The 23,051-nt window shown below is 43.9% G+C and carries 21 protein-coding genes; 3 read left to right on the top strand and 18 right to left on the bottom strand.

Going from position 1 to position 23,051, the window contains the following annotated elements; all coding sequences use genetic code 11:
- Window positions 1–131 precede the first annotated feature (131 nt).
- The 11 genes from rbsB to EDD68_RS03580 form a co-directional block, all read right to left on the bottom strand.
- Window positions 132–1,058: a ribose ABC transporter substrate-binding protein RbsB gene (gene rbsB, locus EDD68_RS03630; RefSeq protein ID WP_132370871.1), complete on the bottom strand. Its 927-nt coding sequence runs from the start codon at window positions 1,056–1,058 to the stop codon at window positions 132–134.
- Between the two features lie 46 nt (window positions 1,059–1,104).
- On the bottom strand, window positions 1,105–2,049 hold the full coding sequence (locus EDD68_RS03625; protein WP_132370870.1) for an ABC transporter permease subunit: 945 nt from the start codon (window positions 2,047–2,049) through the stop codon (window positions 1,105–1,107).
- 1 nt (window position 2,050) lies between these two features.
- On the bottom strand, window positions 2,051–3,544 hold the full coding sequence (locus EDD68_RS03620; RefSeq protein ID WP_132370869.1) for a sugar ABC transporter ATP-binding protein: 1,494 nt from the start codon (window positions 3,542–3,544) through the stop codon (window positions 2,051–2,053).
- A complete protein-coding gene (gene rbsD / locus EDD68_RS03615; protein ID WP_132370868.1) occupies window positions 3,545–3,937 on the bottom strand; it encodes a D-ribose pyranase in 393 nt (130 codons plus the stop codon).
- Entirely contained in the window at window positions 3,934–4,836 is a 903-nt protein-coding gene (rbsK, locus tag EDD68_RS03610) for a ribokinase (protein WP_132370867.1), read from the bottom strand. The genes rbsD and rbsK overlap by 4 nt, the downstream gene beginning before the upstream one ends.
- A 12-nt stretch (window positions 4,837–4,848) precedes the next feature.
- Window positions 4,849–5,832, bottom strand: a complete 984-nt coding sequence (locus EDD68_RS03605) for a LacI family DNA-binding transcriptional regulator (protein ID WP_132370866.1) — start codon at window positions 5,830–5,832, stop codon at window positions 4,849–4,851.
- Window positions 5,833–6,058: 226 nt separating this feature from the next.
- Window positions 6,059–6,688 carry a C39 family peptidase gene (locus EDD68_RS03600; RefSeq protein ID WP_132370865.1) on the bottom strand — a complete coding sequence of 210 codons (630 nt, stop codon included), beginning with the start codon at window positions 6,686–6,688 and terminating at the stop codon, window positions 6,059–6,061.
- Window positions 6,689–6,744: 56 nt separating this feature from the next.
- Window positions 6,745–7,791: an ABC transporter ATP-binding protein gene (locus tag EDD68_RS03595; RefSeq protein ID WP_132370864.1), complete on the bottom strand. Its 1,047-nt coding sequence runs from the start codon at window positions 7,789–7,791 to the stop codon at window positions 6,745–6,747.
- 13 nt (window positions 7,792–7,804) lie between these two features.
- The gene (opp3C, locus tag EDD68_RS03590; protein ID WP_132370863.1) at window positions 7,805–8,812 is read right to left on the bottom strand and encodes an oligopeptide ABC transporter permease; all 1,008 of its coding nucleotides are present in this window, start codon (window positions 8,810–8,812) and stop codon (window positions 7,805–7,807) included.
- Window positions 8,802–9,740 (bottom strand): ABC transporter permease, encoded by a 939-nt coding sequence (locus EDD68_RS03585; protein ID WP_132370862.1) that lies wholly within the window; start codon window positions 9,738–9,740, stop codon window positions 8,802–8,804. Before EDD68_RS03585 ends, opp3C begins: the two co-directional genes overlap by 11 nt.
- 99 nt (window positions 9,741–9,839) lie before the next feature.
- Complete coding sequence (locus EDD68_RS03580) at window positions 9,840–11,510, bottom strand: peptide ABC transporter substrate-binding protein (protein WP_132370861.1); 1,671 nt, start codon at window positions 11,508–11,510, stop codon at window positions 9,840–9,842.
- Window positions 11,511–11,644: 134 nt separating this feature from the next.
- Between EDD68_RS03580 and EDD68_RS03575 the strand changes: the two genes are divergently transcribed.
- The gene (locus EDD68_RS03575; RefSeq protein WP_132370860.1) at window positions 11,645–12,001 is read left to right on the top strand and encodes a DUF3899 domain-containing protein; all 357 of its coding nucleotides are present in this window, start codon (window positions 11,645–11,647) and stop codon (window positions 11,999–12,001) included.
- Between the two features lies 1 nt (window position 12,002).
- On the opposite strand, the gene EDD68_RS03570 is transcribed toward EDD68_RS03575, so the two are convergent.
- From EDD68_RS03570 to EDD68_RS03560, 3 genes are all read right to left on the bottom strand, one after another.
- Window positions 12,003–12,953, bottom strand: coding sequence for a dipeptidase (locus EDD68_RS03570; RefSeq protein ID WP_132370859.1), 951 nt, complete (start codon window positions 12,951–12,953; stop codon window positions 12,003–12,005).
- A complete protein-coding gene (locus tag EDD68_RS03565; RefSeq protein ID WP_132370858.1) occupies window positions 12,953–13,678 on the bottom strand; it encodes a gamma-glutamyl-gamma-aminobutyrate hydrolase family protein in 726 nt (241 codons plus the stop codon). The genes EDD68_RS03570 and EDD68_RS03565 overlap by 1 nt, the downstream gene beginning before the upstream one ends.
- Before the next feature lie 604 nt (window positions 13,679–14,282).
- Window positions 14,283–15,944, bottom strand: a complete 1,662-nt coding sequence (locus EDD68_RS03560) for an esterase/lipase family protein (RefSeq protein WP_165902048.1) — start codon at window positions 15,942–15,944, stop codon at window positions 14,283–14,285.
- Between the two features lie 177 nt (window positions 15,945–16,121).
- On the opposite strand from EDD68_RS03560, the gene EDD68_RS03555 reads away from it, so the two are divergent.
- Entirely contained in the window at window positions 16,122–16,301 is a 180-nt protein-coding gene (locus tag EDD68_RS03555; RefSeq protein WP_132370856.1) for a hypothetical protein, read from the top strand.
- Window positions 16,302–16,701: 400 nt separating this feature from the next.
- A complete protein-coding gene (locus EDD68_RS03550) occupies window positions 16,702–18,126 on the top strand; it encodes an MDR family MFS transporter (RefSeq protein WP_132370855.1) in 1,425 nt (474 codons plus the stop codon).
- 197 nt (window positions 18,127–18,323) lie between these two features.
- Here EDD68_RS03550 and EDD68_RS03545 read toward each other — a convergent pair whose 3' ends face one another.
- The 4 genes from EDD68_RS03545 to tapA form a co-directional block, all read right to left on the bottom strand.
- Window positions 18,324–19,748, bottom strand: coding sequence for a carboxypeptidase regulatory-like domain-containing protein (locus tag EDD68_RS03545; RefSeq protein ID WP_132370854.1), 1,425 nt, complete (start codon window positions 19,746–19,748; stop codon window positions 18,324–18,326).
- Between the two features lie 103 nt (window positions 19,749–19,851).
- Window positions 19,852–20,376 carry a TasA family protein gene (locus EDD68_RS03540; protein WP_132370853.1) on the bottom strand — a complete coding sequence of 175 codons (525 nt, stop codon included), beginning with the start codon at window positions 20,374–20,376 and terminating at the stop codon, window positions 19,852–19,854.
- 59 nt (window positions 20,377–20,435) lie between these two features.
- Window positions 20,436–20,990: a signal peptidase I SipW gene (gene sipW / locus EDD68_RS03535; RefSeq protein WP_132370852.1), complete on the bottom strand. Its 555-nt coding sequence runs from the start codon at window positions 20,988–20,990 to the stop codon at window positions 20,436–20,438.
- Window positions 20,987–22,864: an amyloid fiber anchoring/assembly protein TapA gene (gene tapA, locus EDD68_RS03530; protein ID WP_165902047.1), complete on the bottom strand. Its 1,878-nt coding sequence runs from the start codon at window positions 22,862–22,864 to the stop codon at window positions 20,987–20,989. The genes sipW and tapA overlap by 4 nt, the downstream gene beginning before the upstream one ends.
- Window positions 22,865–23,051: the final 187 nt, after the last annotated feature.

Here is a 23,051-nt window from a genome sequence, read left to right as displayed (position 1 = left end):
CCATTAATATTTCATTCATTATAACAGGTTAATAAACAAAAAACCCCAGCTAGGGACTTTTTGTTATTTGTCCACTAACTGGGGTATAGTTCAGAATCAGATATCGGGTATTTTTAAATAGTTAAATTTTTTTACTCCACCAGCTGCAGTTCAACTGGAATAAATTCTTCTACATCTTCGCCATTCGCTACTTTGACAGCTGTTTCAATTCCGGTTGAACCGATGATTTCTGGCTGCTGGGCTATAGTTGCTGCCATCTTACCTTCTTCTACAGATTTCACAGCATCATCTGTTGCATCAAATCCGACCACCATTACATCTTCCATTCCAGCTGCCTCTAATGCCTGCAATGCACCTAAAGCCATTTCATCATTATGGGCAAAAACAGCTTCAAAATCCGGGGTAGCCTGGATGATGTTTTCCATGACCGTTAACCCTTTAGCCCGATCAAAATCTGCAGGCTGTTTAGCTACTACCTCAATTCCAGCTTCATGATCTACGATGTTGTGAAATCCCTCACCGCGCTCACGGGCTGCAGACGAACCAGGAATACCTTCTAATTCAACGACTCTACCTTCTCCACCAAGCTTTTCAACAATAAACTTCCCAGCCATTTCTCCACCTGCAACATTGTCTGAAGCGATATGGGAAACAACCTCCCCGCCTTCTGCACTGCGGTCCACTGTAATAACCGGAATACCTGCATCATTTGCAGACTCAATTGCTGAAACTACCGCAGCTGAATCAGTCGGATTAATGACTAAAACATCCACACCTTGCTGAATCAGGTCCTCAATATCGCTCACCTGTTTTGCCGGATCATCCTGCGCATCTGCAACTGTCAATTCCACTCCATGTTCCTCGGCAGCAGATTCTGCCCCCTCTTTTAACGTAACAAAAAAGGGATTATTTAGTGTAGAAACGGATAAACCTACAGTTACCTGACCATCCTTTTCATTCTCTTGATTATCTCCATTATTTTCTGCAGGAGAATCAGTGGAACATCCAGCAACAATGAGTGATAACAACACGACAATTGAAACGATCACTTTTTTCATTTTTTTACCCCCTAAAGTAATTTTTTCATCTCATTTCTCAAATCGATTAAGCTGATTTTTGCCGGTCCAGAAGTACTGCCAGGAGAATAACACCTCCCTTAACGACTTGCTGATAAAACGAGGAAACGCCTAAAAGATTTAAACCATTATTGAGAACCCCGATAATCAGGGCACCAACCAGTGTTCCAAAAATCCAGCCTCTTCCGCCGGAAAGACTGGTTCCTCCCAGCACCACGGCTGCAATCGCATCTAACTCATACGTAAAACCAGCATTCGGCTGTGCTGAATTTAAACGTGAAGCTAATATGATTCCGGCAATTGCAGACAGTGCACCGGTTAATGTATAAACCCATATTTTCACCCGGTCCACTTTGATTCCAGATAAGATCGATGCTTCTTCATTTCCGCCAAGGGCGTATACCTGTCTTCCAAAAACGGTTTTTTTCAAAACAAAAAATAGAGCAGCATATATGACCAGCATCCAATTAACAGGTACAGGAATACCAAAGAAATACCCCCGTCCCATCAATTCAAACAATCCGCCATCCGACAAACCAGTTATCGGTCTTCCATCTGTATATACAAGGGTTAATCCCCGGAAAATAGTCATGGTTGCCAGAGTAGCGATAAAAGGGGCCACTTTTCCTTTGGCGATAATCAATCCGTTAAATGCCCCCATCAGAGCACCAGCCATGACACCTAATAAAATAGCCAGAACCGGATCCATGCCGCTTGATAAAAATCCAGCAGTTATGGCACCTGCCAGAGCAAGAATGGATCCTACAGAAAGATCAATGCCGCCAGTTAAAATAACAAAGGTCATTCCAAATGCAATTAATGCATTAATCGAAACCTGGCGCAGCACATTTAAAATATTGTTGAGTTCCAAAAAATTGGGGCTCATCATACTTAAAGCAATGGTGATGACAAACAAACCAATGAGCGGTCCTAACTTTTGAACATATGCACGAATGGATTGTTGTCCAAACATATTACATTCCTCCAGTTGCAGCATGCATGATTTTTTCTTGATTAGCCTCTTTCCGATTGAAAACAGAAGCGACTTTTCCTTCATGAATGACGAGAATGCGGTCACTCATGCCCAGAACTTCAGGGAGTTCAGATGAAATCATAATGATTGCTACCCCCTGTTCGGTCAGTTGATTCATAATTTGATAGATTTCTTTTTTGGCTCCTACATCTACACCTCTGGTAGGCTCGTCGAGAATTAAGATTTTCGGATTGATTCCAAGCCATTTTCCGATGACGATTTTTTGTTGATTTCCTCCGCTGAGGGATTTGACCTCTTGTTCCATACTGGATGTTTTCACTTTAAACTTATCAATCATCGATTGAACAAAGCTTTTTTCTTTTTTACTCGATACAATCGCATGGCTGGAAATATCCCGCAAGTTCGTTAATGTGAAGTTTTCTCTGACAGACATTCCCAAAACCAGTCCCTCTTGCTTTCGGTCTTCTGTTACGAAACCGATCCCGGCCTGGATCGCATCGTAGGGGGATTTGATTTTGACTTCCTTTCCATCGATATACACATTCCCTGAATGCTTCGGACGGGCACCAAACAACGCCTCCACGATTTCTGAACGCCCTGCCCCCATTAAGCCTGCAATTCCCAAAATTTCACCTTCATACACTTCAAAATGGATATGGTCAAACTGATCGCCGGATAAATTTTCGACCTTTAATCGTTCGTTGCCTCGTGTCTGTCTCCGTTCTGGAAACATATTTCCCAGTTTGCGCCCTACCATCATACGAATAATCTCATCGACATCCGTCTCATCGACTCTTCTTGTACCAATGTACTCTCCGTCCCTCAGAACAGTTATTCGGCTGCATATTTCAAATATTTCCTCCATCCGATGGGAAATGTAAACGATTCCAACTCCCCGGTTTTTCAAATGATGGATGATGTCAAAAAGCATTCGTGTTTCTCGTTCGGTTAAGGCGGCGGTTGGCTCATCCATAATTATAATTTCTGCGTTTGTTGAGATAGCTTTTGCGATTTCAATCATTTGCTGCTGACCTACCGAAAGATTGCCAGCTTGTTCATCGGGATCAATCGAAACACCCAATTGCTCCAGATATTCCAGCGTTTTTTGCCGCATTCCTTTTGTCTGCAAAACACCGCTTTTGCCAAATGTTAGTTCTCTTCCTAAAAACATATTTTCCATAACCGACAGATGTGGGATAATATTCAATTCTTGATGAATAATGGCAACCCCGGACTGTTTGGATTCATTCGCATCTTTAAACGAAACTTCTTTTCCTTTTACAAAGATTTCGCCTTCATCCCGGGAATAAATGCCTGTTAGAATTTTCATTAACGTAGATTTACCTGCGCCATTTTCACCTACAAGGGCCAGAACTTCCCCGGGATACACATCGAGATTGACCTTTTTTAACACCTGGTTTCCATTAAAGGACTTAGAAATTCCCTTCATTTCAACAAGTGGCTGCACAGTCATTTAAAAAATCACCCCGGCATGTAAAATAATATTGGCATAAGGGGTTGCTTCACCTGTTCGAATAATGGCTTTCGCCTCTCTGGTTAACTGTTTAAACTGTTCGTGGGGAACATACTCTGTTTCCTGATCAATAAGCGATTGAATATCTTGATGTAGCGATGGATTATGGACCTGTATTTCCCTGGCAAGGGTTGCTTTTTCAATTTTCATATCTTCTAAAACCGTTTCTAATGTATTTAAAAACCCTGGCATCCCCGGTTTAAGAGCAATGTCAATCCGCTTAACTCCTTGAGGTATTGGCAACCCGCAATCTGCAATAACAATGGTGTCGGTATGACCAAGCTCAGACAACACCTTTGATATATGACTGTTTAAGATCCCCTGTTTTTTCATGCTGAATCTCCTTTCTGCAACAATGAAGCAACTTCCTCATGGCCAGGCATACCGCTCTGTGCTCCGAATTTCGTGACAGATAAAGCAGCAGCGGCATTTCCATATCGACAGGCTTCATAGAGACTTTCCCCCTTTGACAGAGCGACCGCCAAGGCTCCGTTGAATGTATCGCCAGCTCCGGTAGTGTCTTTAACCTCAACACGAAAACCAGGAACAAGCTTTTCCTCATCATCTTCATAGAAAGATACACCCTGTTTTCCTTTCGTCACAATCCATTTATCTTTATGGTGATCAAAAAACTCCTTTTTCTCTTCTGAAGTTAATAAACTCGCTAGTTCATGTTCATTTGGGGTAATATAGTCCACTAATTCCAGCGTTTTTAAGGATAGGTTTTGGAACGGTGCTGGATTCATAATCACCCGAATCCCGTGTTTTTTAGAAAGTTCCACCGTCTTTTCCACCGATTCAACCGGGATTTCCAGCTGCAATAGAACCGTATCGCTCTCAGCAATCACCGATTCATACTCTTCAATCATGTCTGGTGTCAGGCGATGATTCGCTCCAGGAACCACAATTATACTGTTATCTTTTTCTGCAATGGTGATGGAGGCAACACCTGTTGATCCATCTGTAACCGGTTTCACATTAGCCGTATTTATACCACATGACTGTAAATGATGAATCAATTCCCTGCCAAAAGTATCATCCCCGACACATCCGATTAATGTGACATCCGCCCCGAGTCTGGCGGCCGCAACAGCCTGGTTGGCTCCCTTTCCTCCGGGTATCGTGGAAAAGGAATCCCCCATAATGGTCTCTCCTTTATGTGGAAACGCGGAAGTTGACACAACCAGATCCATATTGATACTTCCCACGACTGTGATCTTTGGCTTCTTCACCCAAAAAACCTCCTATAACCGTTTCGATGATTTCCGTTCCATTAACTCTACATCAAAAATATATTGTTTTTTTTCGAGATTCTTTCCTTCTATTAGATGTATCAGCATTTCCGCTGCTTTTTTTCCTACTTCATAAACTGGCTGGGCAACAGATGATAATTCAGGTGAAGTCATTTCTGTTAAATCGATGTCGTCAAAACCTATTATGGCAAGCTGTTCAGGCACTTTGATCCCCAGCTGTTCAGCCGCCTTTAGGACACCGAGTGCCATCATATCATTCCCGGCAAAAATCCCATCAATTTCAGGATGATTTTGCAAAAGTTTTTTTGTCACTTCCATGGCGGTATTTTTATCATAATTTCCGGAAACGATATATTGTTTCGAAAACCACGGAAGCTTCCCCACCACGTCCAAATACCCCTGATATCGATCGTCAGCATTGATTACTTTTTCTGGACCTTTTATATGAGCAATACGCTGACACCCCTGTTTTAACAGGTGTTCTGTCGCCAGTCTCCCCCCCAGGCGATTATCGACAAAAACGGATGGTACATCGGCATGAATCGGGCGATCCAGCAAAACAATTGGCATAGAATAAGTGGAAATCTGCTCATGATCAAGGGTATTCGTGACCATGATCACACCATCCACGTATTTTTGTTTCATAATGTCCAGATAATGTTTTTCTTTTTCTGGATTTTCATCTGAATTGCTGAGAATAATGGTAAACCCCTTTTGATTGATATAATCCTCTACTGACCGTACCAGTGCGGGGAAAAAAGGGTTAGTGATATCTGGAACAATAAATCCAATCGTCTTGGATTCTTTTTTAAACAGACTCCGGGCTACCGCATTCGGTTTATAGTTTAATTCCTGAATGACTTCCTGAACCCGTTTTCTTGTGTCTTCGTTCACATATCCATTCTCATTTAATACCCTGGAAACCGTGGCAACAGAAACATTTGCTTTTTTCGCCACATCGCGAATCGTCGTCATGTGCAGTACTCCTCACATCAGTATGTAACCGGTTTCATTTCAGGCAAAAAAATATAAAGACATTCTGTAACCTGTTACAGAAATTATAAAAGGTATATGTCTGGATGTCAACAAGGGATTCCAAAAGAATATAGATCTTTCGGGTCAATCGTTTTAACCCTTATAAATCATGATGAAAAATGGGTGTTCTTCTATTATTCCCTTTCAGAAGTTCCTGTGATCATCCTTACACAAACACCTTTTTTTCCTCCACGTTATCCACGTAACTGATCGCCTGCCTTCCCATTTGATACCAGGCCTCTTCAAATGGTTTGCGCATTACTTTCCGATAAGGAACAGGATACAGCGGATCATGGATATAGACATGACTGGGACTGTATCCTGTTACAACCACACAGTGATCCCTGTAAGTGATTTTTACCTTCCCCTGTTTTGTTTCCCAGTAAGTAAAATGGCAGTCATGGAGCTTTCGAAACCAGGAATTGGTCACCACAAGAACAGGCTTGCCTGCCTCAACCATGTCATAAATCGCCGCGATTTCCTCCCCGGTCAGATCCAGAACCCGTTCCCCGAGGTACTGCCTGAACAATTCCGCAATCGGTTTATGGTACACGCCGTAGCCGGGACGGTCATATGTATAAATATCCCCTACAAACCCTTCATTGGGGTTTCCGTACAGACCATTTTTCTGAAAAGGTACCTTTGTAATGGTTTCCGCAAGTTCCATTTTATTTACTGTAACCCCTGCATAGTTTAACAACATGGCCAGGCTGGTCACTTCACAACCTCTGGCCAGCTCTGGAAATTGTCTGATGTGGGGAACACCGGGTATTTTTACGGTTGTATCGGATAACATGACATAACCAGCCCCTTTCTGTCATAGTTATATCAGTTGAATTCGAAATATCCACGTTAACCTCCCACTGTTGTAGATTTTCCTCGATATCCGCTGTCGGGACGATAAGGCCGTTCAACCTCTGGTGCCCGATGATCCTCAAGCCAGCATGTCACCGTATGGGTCTCTGAAATTTGCGTGTAATCCGGCAAATGACTGTGACATACGCTCATGACATAAGGACATCTCGGGGCAAAAGGACATCCATCATGCAGACTTGAGACATCGGGGGGTGAACCAGGTATCGGCATGAGCGGGATATCTCGATTTTGATGCAATTGGGGCATTGACTGCAGCAGACCCCAGGTATATGGGTGTCTGGGTTCGTAAAACATTTCTTCCAGCGTGCCTGTTTCCACGATTTCACCTGCATACATCACCGCAACCCGATCGGCCATGTTTGCAACCACTCCTAAATCATGAGTGATGATGATGATGGAAGTGTTTGTTTTCTCCTGTATTTCTTTCATCAAATCCAGTATCTGCGCCTGAATGGTGACATCAAGAGCGGTTGTCGGCTCATCTGCAATTAAAACTCGGGGATGACAGGCAAGGGCCATGGCGATGACTACCCGCTGCCGCATACCCCCGGAAAATTGATGGGGATAAGCTTTCATTCTTGCGTCCGCATTCGAAATGCCCACCAGTTCCAATAGTTCCTTCGCTCTGTCATACGCTTCCTTTTTGCTTAATTGATGATGTTTCCTCAATCCCTCCATGATCTGTTTGCCAATTTTCATCGTAGGATTTAACGAGGTCATTGGATCCTGAAAAACCATTGATATTTCCCGTCCTCGCACCTTCTGCATTTCTTTACGATGAAACGTCAATAGATCCTCATCCTGATATAAAATGGACCCCTTTTCTACACGAGTAGTCTCCTTTGGCAACAGTTGCATGACGGCTTTTGCTGTAACCGATTTTCCCGATCCCGATTCACCTACAATCGCCAGTGTTTCCCCTTCCTTTAAGTCAAAACTTACACCCCGAACTGCTTTGACGATTCCATTATAGGTCTGGAAGGATACATGCAAGTCTTTGACTGATAAAATTGTTTCTCCCATAACGGCTTTCCTCCTACTTTCTCATTTTGGGGTCAAAAGCATCCCGCAGCCCATCACCAAGTACATTGAAACAGATCATAATCAGGCTGATGACGATGGCCGGAAAAATCAATTTATACGGGAAAAATCTCATCTCCTGATAGCCACTTTCGATAAGCGTTCCCAGTGAAGCAAGGGGAGGCTGCAAGCCCAGTCCGATAAAACTTAAAAAGGCTTCAAAGAAAATCGCTGTTGGAATCGTAAACATCACTGTAACGATTACTGGACCAAGCACGTTCGGCAACAGATGCCTTCCGATTAAGCGGCGGTGGGAAGCCCCCAGTGTTCTGGATGCCAGTATAAATTCCTGGCCTTTGAGCTGTAAGACCTGACCCCGGACAATCCGGGCCATGTTAACCCAGCCGGTAATAATCATGGCCAAAATAATGGATGTAATTCCGGGCTCAAGGATGAGAATAAATAAAATAATCAAAATCAGGTTGGGTATTCCAATTAAAATTTCAATGATCCGTTGCATGACATCATCTACTCTACCCCCGTAATAGGCAGAAACCCCTCCATAAATGACACCGATCAGCAAATCCAAAAGGGCTGCCATCAGGCCGATAAACAACGAAATTTGTGTGCCTTTCCAGACCCTTGTCCACAAATCCCGTCCAAATTCATCCGTTCCAAACCATGCAGGATCAGATATTTCCCTCTGTTCGTAAACATTGACTCCGTTCGTATCTTCTCCATTGAATCCAAGCCATTCCAGCCCAGGAATGAGCGGTGGGAGATTGGAGCGGTCCAAATTCTGTTCATCGTATTCATAGGGGTTAAGCATGGGCCCGAATATGGCTAATAACGTTATGATCAGAATCATGATTAAGCTGAAGAAGGCCCCTTTGTTTTTCAGCAGGCGATTCCAGGCTTCCTTCCAGAAAGATTCAGGAGGAGAAGTAATTTCTTCTTTCTTGCTTTCTTCCATAGGAGATGGAACAAACAGATCATCTGTAATTTCAGAAGGATTATGCCGCATCTCTTTTTCCTCCCCCCAGACTAATGCGCGGATCAATAATGCCGTATAGAATATCGACTACAAAGACAATTAGAATAAATAAGGCACTGTAAAAAAGGGTAATCCCCAGGATGACGCTGTAATCGTTCACCAGTATGGACAGGGTAAACTGTTCACCCAGGCCGGGGACCGCAAAGATTTTTTCAATGACAAGCGTTCCCGTCATAATGCTGACCGCCAGTGGCCCCAGTACGGTAATGACCGGGATCAGGGCGTTGCGGACCACATGAAACGTAATGACGACAAATTCAGAGATCCCTTTCGCCCGGGCTGTGACGACATAATCCTGTCCGAGCACTTCCAGCATTTCCGAGCGGATAAACCGGGCGACTGTCGCAATGACCATCACAGACAGGGCAATCGAAGGCAAAATGGAGTATTCATAACTTTTCCAGAGCGCGGCTGGAAGGATACCCCATTTCACCCCGATGTAGTACTGGAGTAATGCTCCGAACACAAACGATGGGATGGACATCCCCAGAACAGCGATCGTGACAGAACCATAATCAAAAATCGTATTATGCCTCAATGCAGAAATAATCCCCAGGAAAAAGCCGACAATAGCGCCAAAGAAGACGGCCTGTCCACCGATCAGAGCAGATGGTCCAATTCGTTCGAAAATGATTTCTGTAACCGATCTTCCCGAAAATTGAAACGAAGTCCCCAGGTCTCCTTTTAACAGGTTCCCCACATAGGTAAAGTATTGAAAAATCAGCGGACGATCGAGACCATATTTTTCATTTAACAGTTCCAGTTGCTGATCGGTGAGTTTTTCCGGATTGTTAAAAGGGGTTCCAGGCAATAGTTGCATGAGGAAAAATGTAATCGTTATGATAATCAAAAGGGTCACTGCCATATAACCAATCCGCTGGAAAATATATCGGGCCATATTTTCACCTCACCTTGTCAAGAGAGAAGTCAAAAACCGTTTATTCTCTGGACAAAAACAGGGTGTACCATATACGCACACCCTGCTTTTTAACCCTTTTTATTCAATATAAGCGTGTTTATAATCAAATTCCGGTGCACTTGGATGACGAATCATTCCTTTGATATGAGGACGCATCAAGATTGCGTCGGCATTTTGATAAAGAGGTACAATGGCAAAGTCCTCTTCCAGCAATACCCGTTCCGCCTCTAACATTAACTCATATCGTGCAGCTGCATCGGTTTCGGCGTAAGCCTGTTTGACCATTTCATCAAACGCAGGATTGGAATACTCCATGCGGTTAGCCGGACCGTCTGTCACCCACATGTCAACGTAGGTCATCGGGTCATTATAATCAGGACCCCAGGTACTGATCACCATGTCATATTCAATCGCCTTTTCTAGCTCAAGACGGTTGCTGAACGGGACCAGTTTAATGTCTACGCCAATGCCCGGCAGATTTTTTTCCAGCTGATCTTTAATATACTCCGCCGTCTTTACATGGTAGTCATTGTCTGCTGCGGTCAGTTCCATGTCAAAACCGTCAATTCCCAGCTCATCAAGGCCTTTTTGCCAGAATTCCTGAGCCTGGTCTACATCGTGAACATTAAATTCCCCATTTAGTTCCCGGAAGTCCTGGCCATCAGGAGAATAGGAGAATTCATATGGAACCAATCCGTTTAATGGTCTCGAGCCATCTGCCAGAATCACACTGGTTAATCCTTTCTTATCAATGGCCAGACTGATGGCCCGGCGAATATTCGGGTTAGCAAATTCATCTTTATGACTGAATCGCATAAAGACAATGCCTGGACGCAATTCACTGATAAAATCCTCTGAGTCCTTGTAATTCTCCACGTATGCTGAGCTCAGCAAAATACGATCTACTGCCTCCGTCTCATACAGGTTCACAGCAGTTGAGGTTTCTTTGACCACTTCGACATTGATTTGATCCATTTGAACCGACTCTTGATCCCAGTAATCCGGATTCTTTTTATAAGTCCATCCCTGATCATGCTTCCAGTCTGCCAGCACAAAAGGTCCGTTAAAGACTAGATTGTCTGCTTCCAGCGCATAATCCTCACCCATTTCCTCGACGTAGGACTGATTGACCGGGAAGAAGGTCGGGAAGGTCAACAGTTGTTTAAACAAGGGGCTGGGATGCTCCAGCGTGACCTGCAGTGTTTTTTCATCCAGACTTTCAACGCCCAATTCATCAGGGGTTTTTTCTCCCGCTAAAATAGCCGAAGCGTTTTTAACCCCCACTGTTTCAAACATCACATTATAGCTTCCGGCTTTTTCAAATACCCGTTTCCACGCGTATTCAAAATCTTCTGCAGTGACCGGATCTCCATTGCTCCAGACGGCATCCCTTAATATAAACGTATGTACGAGTCCATCGTCACTGACTTGATGATCCTCCGCAAGCGCCAGTTGAGGCTGGTGATTTTCATCGCTTCGGTATAACCCTTCCATAATGTTATTTAAAACGGTAAATCCAATTGAATCGTGTGCCAGTGCAGAATCCAGTGTAGGAATATCCGCATTTGCTGTAAGATTGATCACACTTTCGTTTTGATTGTTGTCTGCATCATCTGAAGAGGATTGGTCTGACTGATCAGAGCCTGAATCCTGGGTGCCCGTATCTTCGGAACCACTAAAGTTACAACCTGCCGCAATCAGCATTAAACCGAACAACAATACCATTTTTAAACCGAACCGTCTCTTCATCCAGGTATTTTCCCCCTATTTTGAATTTAAAGAATATTTTTTAAATAATTTATCATAACTTTCGAAGCTTTTCCATAGTGTTTTCGTTTGATTGATTTATAATAGTAGCAAATACGGTTTCGGGAGGGCAGCCCATGCTGCGAAAACAGGTATGGATATTTTCTGTTTCAATGCTTATCGCATTAGTGATGACCTACTTCATCTATCCTTCATTTCATCTAGTCTATTTCGGCAATACCATCTTTACAATATCCATGGTTCTTTTAGTTGCCGGCGGGGTCATGCTGATCATTCAGGGTAGATTTTTTTCGGCTTTTATAGCCAACTTTAACTATTTTTTAAAAATCACGAGCAAAACCGGCCGGATGGCAGATGAAATAGAAAAAAAGGAACCTGCCCGTTTTCATGAAACTCGCAGGTTCTCTATGACAGCCCCGACATTATGGAGCGGACTCATCCTTTTAATCATTTCATTTTTGTTCTCTTTATAAATCACATTGAAGGACGGTTGCGCAAAAAGTTTTGGTACGCAAACCCTTTGACCTCTTCTTCTTTGTAATATTTCAGCAATTCATTGATGAGATTCTGATACTTACCGGCGTGTTCCAGTCCTTTCACGTAATAAGAGATTCCGTCAAAATCTGAGCCAAATCCAATTTGTCTGACTCCCCCCAGGGAGCAGAGGTGATCGATATGTCGGATTAAATCATCAATCGAAGCTTTCTTTTGTCCTTCGTTGATAAATGGCGGATTAAAAACAACATGGATCATGCCGCCTTTGTCAAACATGGCCCTCACCTGGCTATCATCCAGATTTCGGGGATGATTACACAGTGCTTTTGCGTTGGAATGGCTGGCAAAAGGATAGTCCGCCAGCTCCATCACATCCCAGAATCCTTTTACGCTCAAATGGGAAACATCAGTTAATATTTGATGCTCATTATTTAATCGGACGACTTCCTTTCCGAGCAGTGTCAGGCCTCCTCCCCTCGGTTCACCGGCGCCATCGGCACAGAGATTGGCATGATTCCAGGTTAAACCAATAGACATCACGCCCAGGCGGTACAAATGTCTCAACTTGCTGATGTCATTGCCAAAGGCATCCGCTCCCTCCAGGGTTAATAGTGCACCGATTTCCCCTTCCTGCAGGCGATCAAAGTCCTCCCAGGAACGAATATGTTTCATTTCTGGATTCCCGAGCACTTCCTCATAAAATAAATCGATTTGTTCGATTGCATGCTGCCATTTTTGATTATCCGGAATGTCCGGATCCACGAAAATCGCAAAAAATTGCACCTTCACATTCCCTTTTTTAAGTCTTTTCACACTGGTTTCAATTTGGCTGTCATCTCGGAAAGAAAGGGGATTTTTCCCGTAAGGCTTCCCCCTTTTGGCCAGTTGGAGCCTGAGTAAAGCATCACAATGGGTGTCTATAATGATCATCAACCACTCCTCCTCTGCTGATTGCATGCATCAATAAAGACCTGATAAATTTTTTTGGATGCTTCATCACCCGCTGCGGCCATATTTTCTGGATGCCACTGCAGCCCCAGAACAAAGGCATGTTCCTGGCTTTCGATCGCTTCAATGACTCCATCACTGGCTGTGCCGCTTACCATAAACCCCGATGGAATCCGGCGATTGGCCTGGTGGTGGCGGCTATTAACCCGAAGACGGGCTTCCCCAGTAATCCGTTGTAACAGCGAATCGGATTCAACCAGAACATAATGGGAACCGTGCCCCTTTGGTGCATGCTGACTGTGCTGCAATAATTCTCCGTCAATCTGGGAGTAGATGTCCTGATACATATCCCCCCCTGCAGCAATGTTTAAAATCTGGCACCCGCGGCATACAGCGAGTATAGGCTTATCTTTTTTTAATAGCTCCCGGATTAATGCGGTTTCAAAACGGTCCCGGGTAGGTGTAATAATGCCTAGCTCCGGATGGGGCTCTTCCCCAAACAGGGTTGGGTCAATATCATACCCTCCGGTGACATATAAACCGTCCAGGAGTTCTGCATACTGCTTGATCCGCTCATCATCTGTAAGATTTGGCAATAGCAGCGGTGTCCCCCCTGCAAGGACGATGGCTTGAACATTATCTTTTCCTACGAACGAACGATCTTCTTCAGCTTCCATGGAAGTGGTGATTCCAATTAACGGCCTCATGACTGACTTCCCCTCCTGTTTCGCACATCCATCAAACATATATTAAACTATATTCTACCATATTCAGGGTTCCTGTCACCCGTAGATTTTTGCCGAAAAAGCTTCTGATTTTAGTGAAAGGACTTCCGATATAAATGTCAGTTCAATTCCTTGAATTCAAGAACCTCCCTTTTTTGACACGCTTGATGAAACAAAGTCTTTGCATTTTGCCAGATCTTCTAATATCCCTCTTTTCTTAATATCCCTGACGATTTTCAGACACTCAGTCCCATTCAACTTCCATTTCATATATGGGTATTTTTTCCTATAAATGGTTTTAGAATTTTCAGACATTTTGCTCATTTACTATTTCGACTTAATTCGATATAATAACTTTAAATTGAATACAGTTCGACAAAGACATCCATCTTTCTTTTCATTCGATGACATGCCATTCTTTATAAATCCTGTCTTTGCCGGCACTGTCATTTACTATGCTGACATACCTTTTCAGGTCATACATAATTTTGCATAAGTGTGGCAGCTGTATGCTGCCTATCTTCCTCCTTGTTCTTTCACTTTCAAACAAAAAAGACCCTCAAAGGGTCTTTTTTGTTTTCGCTACTTAAAAACTCTTCACAATCGTACGTTTAAACAGATAGCCATCCTTTGTCTTACCTTCGATTTCTACGGTCACATTATATATGTGCTCAGCTTCCTCCAGTGTGATAAGGTGATTCAACCCTGATTTCGCTTGTTGAGGAAGGGATTTTACAACACTCGGACTTGATTCTTTATTGATTTTATAAGTGAATGTCAGGGATTGTTGATCAATTTTCCTGTCATTTATATTAATCCGAGTTTCCAGCTGTTTTTGCTTCAATCCCTGTTCTGCCTGTTGCACTGTTCTCTTCATATTCAGATCAATTCCCAGATCAGTCACATATTCGGCAACTAACAAATAGGCATCTTTTCCTTCTGCATCCACTCTTAATGTCCATTCACCAGGTTGAGGATTTTTCAGCTGAACTCCTTGATAAGCGGCCTCATGAAATATTCCTGTGTGGTCTGCTCCCGTTTCCACTTCTGCTGCGATCTGCTTGCCGGATGGATCTACCCAGTATATATTACGGGGTTTCTTTGAAGTTAGAAGGTTGACCCGCAGTTCTTTCACCTCATCTTCAACCGCTACTTGAATACCATTTTCTCCAGAGTCCAATTCGCCGCCGTGTATCCATAAATCCGTGTCTGGATTAGTCTCCATCACTTCCTTTTCGCTCCCTGGAGTAAACACCGGCTTTTTACTGGTTAAAACATCTACGGAGTTACTGGATTTCACTTCAGATATCCTGGCCTGTGCCAGATGATTCACGCCCAGATAAGGTTCAAAGACCGGAAATGTTTCACCTGTTCTGATCATAGTATGGTTCCAGTCTCCAACAGCAATTTCCTCTCCGCCGGGCAAACGGCTGCTGGCAACGGTCACAGCCCCATCATTATCTCCATACTGGCTTAAATAGACGCCCCCCATCCACAGGGAGGAAAACATGGAACCCCAGTCGGTGCCGGCCATTGTATAGTAATCGTTATAATAGGCTTCGGGCATGGCGTCGATCGTTGCGCGAAAATCCTGCATATACGCCGTCTGAAGGGAGTAGGTTCCTTCTCCCTGCCCTCCTAAAAGATCTGCTAGCCAGCCGGCCCAGGAACTGTACGCCAGGTCAGCCAATTCTGAACCATGATGAGGACTGGAAAGTGTAATCACGCGATTCACGTATGGCCATGCATCGTAATAAGCAAGTGCAGTCTGTGTATCCACTCCACCTTTACTGTGGGCAACAATTGTCAACGGCGTCTGATCAAAATAGTTATAAATTTCTACAATTTTTTCAGCAAGTAGCTGGCCGTTATCCCACATATCTGCAGAAGCCCCTCCGGCGTCATAAAGCTGTAGGAATGCCGTCTGGTAGCCGGCATTCACGGCTGTCTGGTACATATCGTTGTCTTCCCACCATACCTGTGCTGTACTGTTTAACCCTTGAACAAATAAAAGTACAGGGGCATTTTCTTTCGGATTAGTAGGCTGTTCTCCAATATACCATTCTCCAGGTGTTTCGTCATTGTCATTCCCGACTTTTCCTGCGATGGAGACATCTCCATTGACCGCTTCAGGTGGCTTGACGCCTGCTTTTGCTGCACTGGCATCTTCAGAAAAATGAATGACCAGAAATCCGACTGCCCATAAAAAGGCCAACAAAAATGAGCCAAAAACTTTCTTCTTATTCAACCATTCTCCCCTCCGTCCCATTGACTGTAATATGGCCACCAGCATTCGTTTTCCGTCGCTGGTGATTGAATACAATTGAATCTGTATTCATTTAATCTTACTAAGCTAAATTCTGTTTTATGTCATTTTATGGTAAAAATAAGAAAATAGAAGGATGTTTTTAAATGCGAGAAAAGTTTGAGGTTACGAGTACAGCATTGTTCGGATTCACGCACCTATTATGGACTGGCAGCCAGGATCTTTGGGCCATCTCGCACCCACTATGGGCCGTCTGCAACAAACGTTGGGCCATTACCCTCTCAACTTGGGCCGTCTACTACAAATGTTGGGCCATTACCCACTCATATTGGGCCGTAAGCCATATACGTTGAGCCTTCACACACCCATCATGGGCTGTCTGCAACAAACGTTGGGCCATTACCCTCTCAACTTGGGCCGTCTACAACAAATGTTGGGCCATTACCCACTCATATTGGGCCGTAAGCCATATATGTTGGGCCTTCACACACCCATCATGGGCTGTCTGCAACAAACGTTGGGCCATTACCCTCTCAACTTGGGCTGTCTGCAACAACGTTGGGCCATTACCCTCTCATATTGGGCCGTAAGCCATATACGTTGAGCCTTCACACACCCATCATGGGCTGTCAGAGGAGGACTATGGTGATTTCCTATGGCTCAGTCAATTTATTTCGCAAATCTAAAGAATTTTGGTATGATATATTGTTAGCGACAAAAAAAGAGAGAAGGTTTCATGATGGAAAAAGTAACATATGAGGAAGAAAACCAACCGAACATTAAACGGGGGCCGCTTATGGCAGTACTGATTTCCGGTGCATTCGTAGCCATTTTGAATCAGACGCTGCTGGGAACAGCCCTGCCGAAAATCGCAGAATCCCTACATATTAATTACGCCGCCGCTCAATGGCTTCAATCGATTTTTATGCTGGTAAACGGGATAATGATTCCGATTACTGCTTTTCTCATTGAACGTTTCACCACAAGAGGATTATTTTTAACAGCGATGGGATCTTTCGCCCTTGGAACATTGATCAGTTCGATTGCACCCACATTTGAAGTTCTCATTTCAGGAAGGATTCTCCAGGCTGCAGGAGCCGGCATTATGATGCCCCTCATGCAAACGATTATGTTCCTTGTTTATCCGGTTGATAAAAGGGGCTCCGCGATGGGGATGTTTGGTCTTGTCATTGCTTTTGCCCCTGCTATCGGGCCGACATTGTCCGGCTACCTGGTGGAACATTTCCCCTGGCAAAGTGTATTTTATGTCGTGCTGCCAATAGCCGTCATCGATCTCATCATCGCCTACTTTATTTTAAAAAATGTAACCGAGCGCACCTTCCCGAAAGTGGATGTACCGTCTATTATGTTATCCACCCTCGGGTTTGGTGGACTGCTGTACGGTTTCAGTATTGCCGGCAATCCGGATACAGGATTCGCAAATCAAAACGTTATCATTTCATTAATCATCGGAACGATCACACTTGTGTGGTTTATCATCCGCCAGCTAAAACTGAAGCAGCCAATTCTGGAATTCCGCATTTTTCAATACAAAGTGTTCACCCTTACCACAGCTATTGGCATGATTGCATTTATGTCCATGATTGGGGGAGCGGTTATTTTGCCGATCATGATGCAGGATATGCTCGGGTTTACACCGCTTGAATCCGGCCTCATGCTTTTGCCGGGTGCTATTTTGATGGGGTTAATGAACCCGATCACTGGCCGGCTGTTTGATAAATTTGGAGCCCGATATTTATCAATTATTGGTTTACTGATTGTCGTTATAACCACGTTTATGTTTTCAAACTTAACAGACGATACAACTTTCCTTTACCTGACCGTGGTGAATGCTGCCCGGATGTTTGGGATTGCGATGGTGATGATGCCGGTGACAACAGCGGGTTTAAATGAACTGCCAAGGCGACTTATGCCCCATGGAACAGCCATGAACAATACGTTTCGGCAAATGGCAGGGGCTATTGGCACTGCCCTGCTCGTTTCCGTCATGACCACACGGGCAATCCCTGAACAGGGAGTTCAGGGGGCCCTCCATGGCGTAAACGTATCCTTTATTGTGGCAGGAATTCTCGCGATTGCGGGATGGATTTTATCCTTCTTTATTCAATCAGGAAAACCAGGAGAAAAGCAGGCTACCTCATAACAGTTTTCTCCTGGCTCTTTAAAATGTATTCTTCGGTCTAATAGTGCTTCCATAAGAAACAAACCGGCATGATTGCAATGCAAAAACGCCTGGATGATAAATGCCCAGGCGTTTTTGATTATATGCTTCTAACAAGTTCCTCACGTTCTTTCATGCAAACTTTGTGAAGATGAATCCATAATCCGTTTCACGGCTGCTTAACGAATATGGTTGATTGGAATAATTTGTCCTTCACTGATTTTTAATACATCCCAGTATCGCCCTTCTCCTTCAGTCGGAACATTGTAGCTCGCTACCTGCTGACTTCCCTGGAATACCTTCACCACAGCATTGGACGTTGTTATAGGGGCTTCTCCTGACCAGTTATGAACATAAAACGTGTAGTCTCCATCCAGCATATGATTGATGGTGACCGTCGTGGTCTCAGGTCCATAGCTATTTGTATCATCAAAATCCAGCTTTGCAACCAGTTCTCCATTTTCCCAGTATTCTTTATTGCCGTAATAAATATGGAAAGTTCCTCCATCAGATGTAGGACCGGTTAAATGGGAATCTAAATCCCTCGGTGTCTCTCCCCATGTCAGAACAATCCTGGTCTGGGTTTCACTTAAAACCGGGGATAATGCTGCATTTTGATTCGGGGTTTCAGTATCAGCCTCAACCTGTACGGTGAAGTAATTTGTAATGTAGCCATCCCCGCTCACTTCAGCCGTATACGTGCCTGCCGGAAGACTGATGCTGTAGCTGCCATCTTCGTTTGTCGTGGTGCTTGCAACAACTTCTCCAGACTGAGTATCTTCCCCTTCTCTGAACTGCATCAGAAATCCGCCAAGACCATCCCCATTTAACGCATCATAAATCATTCCGCTGGCAACACCTTCTTCAGGTTCTTGCTCGCCGTCTTCATTATTGGTAACCTGCTCGGCATAGAAGCCGAAATCAAAAATAAAGTTTTGGCCCTGAAGACGGTTCCCAGCCGAACGGTCCAGCGTGACATCAAAGGTAATATTAAGTGGTCCCGGTTCAAACGGAGGTATTGTTCCCTGAACAACAGGCTGATTGATGGTAGCAGCAAATTCATCCTCATTTTCAAAAATCAGATCAGCCAGCGGACCTTCGTAAAGAAGCAGTTCCTGATCCGGAATGGATACCACGACATTTGCCTTTTGAATAAACTCTTCGTAGGCTTCACCAGAAGTCAATCCTGTTACAGTATGGCTGCCTCCTGACTGGAGATTTTGGGTATACGATTCCCGTACGTTTGCTCTAATTCCGGTGATTTTCGCATCCAGGGAACCTTCATTGGTGACAATCATGGTGCGCTGGACATGATCTCCAGGAGCCCATCCGCCAATCGACTCACCACTTGGATTAATTTCCTCTCTGTCGTAAGGATGATTGCCATCCGGATCGAGTGAATCGGGGTAAAACATTGGACCCGGCACATAATCACCATGATCCCGTTTCGCCGTTAAATCAATGGTTCCCGCTGTCACTTCACTACCGCTGTTGGTTTCAGCATCTGTTAATAAAGCTAATGTGACTCCTCCTGCTATGAGAGCAGTCAACGTTAAAATGAGAATCGACAGGAGAGCCAATGACTTTTTTGAAGCATTGGGCAATGTTCTCGCCTCCAATTTATTTGATTTTTTTCATCGTTTGTCATATCTTAAATAAAAAGGATGGTGATGGCGCACCACCCTTTTTCATCAAAGATGTAAACCATTAGTTCCAGTTCGCTGGACCATCATAAGTACCACCACCATCATGATCTACGCTGTTGTTTCTTGACTGAACCGCACGGATTTGGAAGTCAACATTGCCTGTTGCGCCCTGATACTCATTTCCAGCCTCAATTGGAAAATGATAGCTTACTTCTACTGTCGTTTCTCCTCCAGCTGGAACAAGGACAGCAGAATCATCAAAGGTTAGCTCAACAGGATAATCCCCTTCAAACAGATCACCGCTTGTAGTCGCGTCATACACCTCCACCCAGGCATCCAGGGAGCCTTCATTTCGGATCGTCAATGTAGCAGTTTCGCTGTCTCCTGGTGCAAGATTGTCAACGAATTGAGACGCTGAAAACACTGCACCCTCTGTGACATCCACGATGTCTACTGTTCCTGCTGTAAAGGTGTTCCCTTCGTTGGTGGCCGTGTCTGTAAATAGCGCTGTCGTACCTCCCACTACGAGAGATGCTCCTAAAGCAGTTCCGGCAATTGCCATGCCAAGTTTCTTTTTGAGATTCATAATCAAATCTCCTCCTTGAAATTTTTTTATTTTAACCCCCTTTTTGGGGAAGTTAACGATTAACTGGCTTTATCTCCATTTAATCTGCCAATGCTTTTGAAAATGTTATATATCTGGGACAGAATTAAGATCACACCAGGAACGATGATGAACATCACAATTCCCATTTTGGATTGGACAAAGGTAAAGAAATACCCCAGCCAGGGAATGGTGAATCCAGAAAACACGCCAACCACATTTTCTGACGGAACGGCGACCGCATCTCTTGAATCATTATTGTCCCCTTTTGTCATGTAAGAGATGGTTCCATCACTCTCCTGAACCTCTACAATTCTATGAGTGATCAAAACATCGGGATTATCTATAGATTGATAGGTGATCACTGTTCCTTCATCCAGCTTTTCCGTATTGGATACCGGTTTAACGGCAATGAGCGAACCTGTATCAATGGTTGGTTCCATCGAACCGGAGAGCACTTTCATGATTTGATAGCCAAACACCTGCGGCGGGCCACCAGATAATTTGGAAGTAATGACGAAAAACAACATGATGACCAAAACGGTCATTAACGTATACGTTATAATTCTCCCTATCCATTTTCTTGCTTTCTTCAAATGGTCCATCCCCTTTCATTGTCTTCCTCCAGCAGTGCAGACCTTAAGCGCTGAATCATTTGATCCGTCAAGTCACCTGTGAGCGGGTCATCTTCCTGATCCTTTTCCTCGTTCTCTTTTCGGATGCACTGGTTTTCATCTTCGTCTGGGTCCGTACATTCTTCTTTCTGGTCTAACCCATGTTCATCTTCAGTCTGTTGTTCACACAGATTCTCATCTTTTTCAGATGGAACAGTTTTATTTTCAGCTGAGCTGACTTCCTTTGAATCCGACTGATCTTCTTCCACTGAGTCTGAGTCTAATCCCCGCTTCTCTCTATCTGACTCGCACTCGATCATTTCGTCATCCGAAGAATGATAGGATTCATTTTTATTCTGACTGGTTGGAACGTTCTGTATTTTGTCTTCTCCTCGCTTCTCCGTATGTTCTCCCGTCTTTTTCCCATCCTGATCATCCGCCTTTATTTCATCTTGATTTTCCTTAGTATCACTTGATTCGTTCTCGTTTTCGTTTTTCGGGTCTCTATGATCCACGTGTTTGTCACTTGCGCCATCACGGGATTGATTTTGCTTATCCTGCAGTTCCGTTTCTTCTTCCCCGGAAGAAACGTTAGCTGCATTCTTTTTGTCATCGTTTTTCGGACCCTCTCCATTGAAGTCGTTCTCCTCTTTGTCTTCCGATTGATCTTCTTCATCTTTCCGGAGGGGTTCCTTCAGAGCTTCATTATCCTGTTTTGCTGATTTTTTTCTTGACTTAAGATCTTCAAAATCCTCTCGGGAAATTTCTCCATTTCGGAGGTCTGCCAAATCATCAGCAGAAACAATGCCTTTTTGAACAGCCCGCCAATCGTCCCGGGTGATCACACCACTCTTTAGTGCTTCAAAATTTTCCCGGCTCAGCCTTCCTTTGATCAAGGCTTTCAAATCTTCATGGGTCACACTTCCATTATGTAAAGCTTCCACGTCCTCCCGGGTAATCTCCCCTGCTTTTAACGCATCCAATTCATACCGGGTGATTTCGCGGTTCAGCAGCTGTTTAATATCCCGCTCAGTTACTTTTCCTTTCTGAACGTGATGCAAATCCTCATCCGAAATCTCTCCCTCTTTTAAAGCAGAAAAGATAACTTCACTGATCTTCCCATCGAGGTAATCATCCAGCTGTCGGGCGGTAATCACACCATTCTTTAATGCATTCAAATCTTCCCTGGTAATCTCACGTTGAAGAACTGCAGCTAAATGCTTTTCCGAGATGATTCCGTCTTTAAACGCAGTCAAATCTTCAGCTGTAAGAAGTTGTTTCCTGAAGGCATTTTTGATATCTGATGAAACGTTTAATTCCTGTAATATTTCTGATTCGTTCAAATTTACAGAAATCGATTCACTCCACAAGACACCCTTTCCTGGATGACCAGTACGCTGATAAACTTTAAACATGTAATTTCCTGATTGTGTTGGGGAAAATATAATCTGGTAGGACTCCCCCTTTGTAAGGGGCGGAACTGTTCCTGACCCGATCCTCTCACCTCTTTTAGGATTGCCCCTCTCAATGTAAAACACCTCATAATTAACGGGTCCCTGCATATCTTCAGAACCATCGCCATTCATTACTGTTCCATATATTTGCAAGGTCTCGCTCATCAAGCCTGAATCAATGAATTTAAGTGAACTTTTGTCCCAGGCTTCTTCCCAGTATCCGGCCTGGAGCGTTACCTGATGGGTTTCATAATCGGTAAAAAGGGCATAGGCAGGCGTAGTCATATATGTTCCAGTGGCAAAAAAGGAATAATGAATGAGCGCCACCTGAAAAATCACAAACGTTTCTTTTCTTCTTCTTTTCCGATACTTTCTGAGTCTGGAGCTTCTAATCCCTACCACCCCTATCGCATTCAGGCTCAGACCTTTTTGTTCTATATAATGAACACAATTTCAGTATAATGGATGCCCCATTCATTGGAAAACTTCATTTCAGGCAGTTATGTTCTATATTAAGAACATTATCTTGCGTTTTCTTCTGTTTTCTTCTTTTTTCTTTGAATTTTGTTTTTTATATAGAACATAATTG

The organism is Melghiribacillus thermohalophilus (assembly GCF_004342905.1).
GTDB classification, from domain to species: domain Bacteria; phylum Bacillota; class Bacilli; order Bacillales; family Alkalibacillaceae; genus Melghiribacillus; species Melghiribacillus thermohalophilus.
This window is presented reverse-complemented; position numbering and strand designations above follow the sequence as displayed.